Below are 5,154 nucleotides of genomic sequence, written 5' to 3'. Positions count from 1 at the left end.
TGCACGGGGCCGATCAGAGGGTGACAGACCCGATTCCGGCACGCAACTAATGTGCCAGCTTGTGCCGCGCCCGCTGCGGCGCCACTTAGCCCACTCAGCCTTGCTGGCTCTTCGTCATTTGCGCGCAGTATTTCGTCAGGCTTTCCGGCAGGTCTGGCGGGCATACTCCGCACAGCCGGTTGCCGGGAACCGCATGGTCGATGAAGCTCGGGTAAGCAAGCCCCAGCGAGGCCATGATTTCCCGGAACTCCGGCAGCGACTTGTCCATTCCCAGCCGCGGGTTGCGCTGCTTTTCCTGTCCGATAGATGTCACGCGGCGCTGCTGGTAGTCATGGCCCGGATACACCACGCACTCATCGGGCAATGCGAACAGCTTTTCACGCACGCTGTGGAACAAGGCATCGGCATCGCCGTTCTGGAAGTCGGTGCGGCCGCAGCCGTCGATCAGCAAGGCGTCGCCGGTGAACACGCGATCCCCCAGCAGGTAAGAAAAATGACCGTCGGTATGGCCGGGCGTATGCAGTGGCGACAGCGTCAGGCTGCCGACCATGAACGGCTTGCCTTCTTCAACGCCGACATCGGTGCAGGGCAATTGATCGAAGGCCGGGCCGGCAATCCTGCTGCCGAGCTTTTGCCTGAGCTCCAGTGCCGCCGTGATGTGGTCGGCGTGAATGTGGGTGTCGAGCGTGAACGCCAGTTGCAGCCCATGCCGCGCCAGCTCGTCGAGGTCGCGCTCGATCGACAGGATCACCGGATCGATCAGCACGGCCTGGCCGGTTTCCTCGCAGCCGAGCAGATAGGTATAGGTGCTGGACAGAGGCTCGAACAACTGACGGAAAATCATGTTCACCTGCCGCAAGATGGTCCGGGGACGATAAACCCGGTGGTTTGACCATTGGCACTTGAACAAAGTTTCGCGGCAACGCAGGCGAACGTCAAACTGCCCGCGATCAGGCGGGCAGTCCGGGCAAAAATCTGGCGCAGTCCTTGCTGCCTGGCGACGTACAGCGCCCGGCAGCAAGGAGAGGAACTCAATGATCAGAGATCGCCGAGTCCATACTCGTCCCAGCGCGCCTTGACCTTGGCCTGGTCATCCGGATGCGGGTCGACGGTTGGCGGGAAACGTTCATTGTCCCACTGCGGCTGCCGCTCGAATTTCCAGTTGCGCGTCATGTCGAACAGCACGCGATTCCACAGGCCGCTTCCCAGCTGCTCGATACTGCGCTCGTCCAGCGGCGTGCTCGGATCGATCGGCGAGCCGAAAGTACCCGGGTAAATCACGAGGCCGTCATGCAGCGCATTGAAACGATACGCCATCGCCCAGTCCAGCTGTGCGTATGAGGAGATGTCGATATCGTCCTCGGCGACGTAGACATGCTTGTAGCGGTACTGCGCCGCACTGTTGCCCCACAATGCCGACGCGATCTGCTTGGGTTGCCCCTGGTAAGCCTTCTTGATCTGCACGCAGATATTGGTGCCGTTGGTGATCGGGTGGATGAAGACGTCGGTCACGCCCGGTATGCCGGCGGTCTTCAGGATGTTCCAGGCAATGGCGGCGCGCTGGACCGAAGACATGATGCTGTTTTCACTGGCCGAGGTCGGCAAGGTGCCTTCCAGCGTGCCCTGGAAAATCGGCTTGTTGCGGTAGGTGATGCAGGTGATGCGCATGACCGGACGCTTGGTCGGCAGGTCCGACACGTAGCCGGTGAATTCGCCGAACGGGCCTTCCATTGCGTAGGTGCTCGGATCGTCGGAAATGAAACCTTCGATGACGATCTCGGCGTCGGCCGGCACTTCGAGGTCGACCGTCTCGCATTTCACCAGCTTGATCGGCTCGTTGCGATACGCACCCATCACATCGTATTCGCACAGGCCTACAGGCAGGGGCGAACCGGTCAGGAACGGCATCATGGGGTCGCCGCCAATCACGCAGGCCACCGGCATTTCCTGTCCGCGGGAAGTGTATTTCATGAAATGCTGGCCCCAGTGCTGGCCGCCCTTGATCAGCAACATCGGCGTCGTGTCCGGCGTGCCGATCATGCCGCGGTACATGCCCACGTTCATCACGCGTGTGTCCGGGTCGCGGGTCACGACCGACGAGAAGGTGTGGATGTAACGACCGCCTTCGCGGAAGTGCCAGCGCGGAACCGGGAATATCGCCTGGTCGATATCCTTGCCCAGCAAGATGTTTTCTTTCACCGGTCCGGTCGCAACGATCACCGGCTCGATGCGTTCCTGGTTTTTCTTCATCACATACTGCACCATTTCGCGGTTCGGCATATCGACCGGCAAGCCGAGCGCCAGCGCCAGACGCTTGCGCGTCCCAAGGCTACCGGTGAACAGCTGCGTGCAGGGGCCATCTTTATAGTCGGTGATCGACTCGAATAACAGCGCGGGGCCTTCGTGCTCCAGCACCCGGCGCGATACCGCGCCAATTTCCCGATCCCAGTGCACTTCAGCACCGATGCGGCGCACTTCCGAATGTTTTTCGAGGAGTGCAATCCACTCCCGCGTATCCATGAATCCCATATCGTTTCCTAGTCTTGTTTGTTATGCCAGCGTTGAAAGATTACTTGTCCTGCTTGAAGCCACTTGCCTTGATAATTTTTTCCCAATACGCATACTCGGTCTTCATCTGGGTCGCGAGCTCCGCGCCCGGCGCACCGGCGGGCTCCAGCACCATTTGCTCGAATTTTTGCTTGACGTCCGGCGAGTTCACGGCGGCAATCAATGCCCCTTCATAGGCTTTCACGACGTCCGGCGGCGTTTTGGCTGGCGCGTAAAGGCCATAGGTGCCATAGCCTTCGACATCGATGCCCAACTCCTTCAAGGTCGGAACATTGGGAAACGATGGTGACCTGTTGGCGCCGGCAACGGCCAGCAAATTCGCTTTACCGCTCCTGGCCAGATTCCCCAGGTCGCTCAGCGTCAGGAATGCGGCCGGAATTTCATTGGCCATGATGGCTTGCAAGATCGGCGCCGAACCGCGATAAGCGACGTGGGTCATGGTCACGCCGGCCGACTGGCCCAGCAACATCCCGAAAAAATGCGACGGGCTGCCTGCACCTGCGGATGAAAACAGCGCGTATTTCTTTGGATCCTGCTTGAGCAGTGTCGTGAACTCAGCCATGGTTTTGGCGGGCACCTGGGTTGAGGTGCCAAACACGTAATGAAAGCGGGAGATCGTTGCGACCGGAACGAAATCGGTGAACGGGTTGTATTTGAGATTGGAATAGGAGTGCGGATAAACCACCATGGTGGTGATCGGCGCCACCAGCAGGACCGTGCCATCGGCCGGCGACATCTTCACGGCTTCATTGGCGATCACGCCGCCAGCGCCGGTGCGATTTTCTACGGTGATTGTCCTGTTCAGCGAGACGCGCATTTTTTCTGCGATCAGGCGCGTCATGATGTCAATCGTGGCCCCCGGCGCATAACCAACGATGATCTTCGCGCTTTCAATGTCCTTCGCACCCACCGGTGCGGCCAGTACTGCGCAAGAAAATCCAAGCAACACACTGCGTAATACGGCCGTCTTCACCATCTTGCCAAGCATTTTGTCCCCTCAAGTTTTGATTATTCAGCCGAACCTGCCGCTCTTTGGCCGCTTGTCTGGCATCAGCCTTGACTCTGTCAAAGCCCGGTGAATATAACGCATCTTGAGTCGATTTTCTGAAATTCGGCCTCCGTGAAGTAAATCAAAACGAGACCGTTTCAACCATTGAAATTTACCGGGTGGAAAATTTAATAGCCATTGCCTATCGCCGGCTGTTACACGTCCAATTAGACGATTCGCCAGGTCACGACTATCCTTGCGCTACCTTGGCAATCTTGCCAGGGCAAGCAATGCCCCCTCAAAGGAGAACTCCATGGCAGCACTCAAAGGCTCGCGCACGGAAATGTGCCTGAAGGACGCCTTCGCTGGCGAATCCCAGGCCAACCGTCGCTATCTGTATTTCGCAAACAAGGCCGACGTGGAAGGCCAGAACGATGTAGCAGCCCTGTTCCGCTCCACCGCTGAAGGTGAGACCGGACATGCCCACGGCCATCTGGAATTCCTGGAAGCCTCCGGCGATCCAGCTACCGGCCTGCCAATCGGCAGCAGCCGCCAGAACCTCGCATCGGCAGTCGCTGGCGAAACCCATGAGTACACCGACATGTACCCTGGCATGGCCAAGACCGCACGCGAAGAAGGCTTCGACGAGATCGCCGACTGGTTCGAAACCCTGGCCAAGGCTGAGCGTTCACACGCCAACCGCTACGCCAAGGCGCTGGCAGAACTGCAGGATTAATTCTTAATTGAATCTTGTGTGTTGGGCACTGTTTGCAGCGCCCAATGCACAATATTCATTGCCCGCCTGACCCCTCTTCCACTCAATTCCCGCATCAGCGACAAGGACCATGACCATGGCCACTGAAGGCAACCTGCAAGCGCCCACAAGGCATCCGCTGGACTGGATCAATCCCGACTTTTACAACGAAGAATCCTGCTTCAAGGAAATGGAGCGGATATTCGATATCTGCCACGGTTGCCGCCGCTGCGTCAGCCTGTGCGGCTCCTTCCCCAACCTGTTCGACCTGATCGATGACGGTCCGACCGGCGAGATGGACGGCGTCAAGAAGGACGACTACTGGAAGGTAGTGGACCAGTGCTACATGTGCGACCTGTGCTACATGACCAAATGTCCGTACACGCCGCCGCACGAGTGGAACCTGGATTTCCCGCACACCATGCTGCGCGCCAAGGCCATCAAGTTCAAGAAGGGCGAAGTCGGCATGGCCGAGAAGCTGCTGGCATCCACCGACACCCACGGCTCGTTCGCCGGCATTCCGGTCGTGGTGCAAGTGGTCAACGCGGTCAACCATACCAAGCTCGCCCGCGGCGTGATGGAGAGCGTGCTCGGCGTGGACAAGGATGCCTGGCTGCCTGAACTGGCCAGCACGCGCTTTCGCTCCAGCGCACCGGCAGCCAAGACCAGCGCCGTAGTGGACGGCGCCAAGACGCCGGGCAAGGTGGCAATTTTTTCGACCTGCTATATCAACTACAACGAGCCGGGCATTGGCCATGACCTGCTGAAGGTGCTGGACCACAATGCGATCCCGTATGTGATCGTCGACAAGGAAAAATGCTGCGGCATGCCCCAGCTCGAACTG

At 58.9% G+C, this 5,154-nt stretch carries 5 protein-coding genes; 2 read left to right on the top strand and 3 right to left on the bottom strand.

Features of this window, described 5'->3' with window-relative positions; all coding sequences use genetic code 11:
• Positions 1-94 precede the first annotated feature (94 nt).
• The 3 genes from Q7T64_RS10580 to Q7T64_RS10570 form a co-directional block, all read right to left on the bottom strand.
• The gene (locus Q7T64_RS10580; RefSeq protein ID WP_304795295.1) at positions 95-844 is read right to left on the bottom strand and encodes an MBL fold metallo-hydrolase; all 750 of its coding nucleotides are present in this window, start codon (positions 842-844) and stop codon (positions 95-97) included.
• A 194-nt stretch (positions 845-1,038) separates the two neighbouring features.
• Complete coding sequence (locus Q7T64_RS10575; RefSeq protein ID WP_304795293.1) at positions 1,039-2,529, bottom strand: UbiD family decarboxylase; 1,491 nt, start codon at positions 2,527-2,529, stop codon at positions 1,039-1,041.
• A gap of 40 nt (positions 2,530-2,569) precedes the next feature.
• On the bottom strand, positions 2,570-3,556 hold the full coding sequence (locus tag Q7T64_RS10570; RefSeq protein WP_304795291.1) for a tripartite tricarboxylate transporter substrate binding protein: 987 nt from the start codon (positions 3,554-3,556) through the stop codon (positions 2,570-2,572).
• A 313-nt stretch (positions 3,557-3,869) separates the two neighbouring features.
• On the opposite strand from Q7T64_RS10570, the gene Q7T64_RS10565 reads away from it, so the two are divergent.
• Both Q7T64_RS10565 and Q7T64_RS10560 read left to right on the top strand, forming a co-directional pair.
• Positions 3,870-4,292 (top strand): rubrerythrin family protein, encoded by a 423-nt coding sequence (locus tag Q7T64_RS10565; RefSeq protein ID WP_304795289.1) that lies wholly within the window; start codon positions 3,870-3,872, stop codon positions 4,290-4,292.
• Between the two features lie 115 nt (positions 4,293-4,407).
• Positions 4,408-5,154 (top strand): heterodisulfide reductase-related iron-sulfur binding cluster (locus Q7T64_RS10560; protein WP_304795288.1); only part of this gene is annotated, 747 nt, incomplete at its 3' end.

Source organism: Lacisediminimonas sp. (assembly GCF_030645335.1).
Classification (GTDB): domain Bacteria; phylum Pseudomonadota; class Gammaproteobacteria; order Burkholderiales; family Burkholderiaceae_D; genus Lacisediminimonas.
The sequence above is the reverse complement of the archived record's forward strand: the minus strand, read 5'-3'. Positions and strand labels throughout refer to the sequence as shown.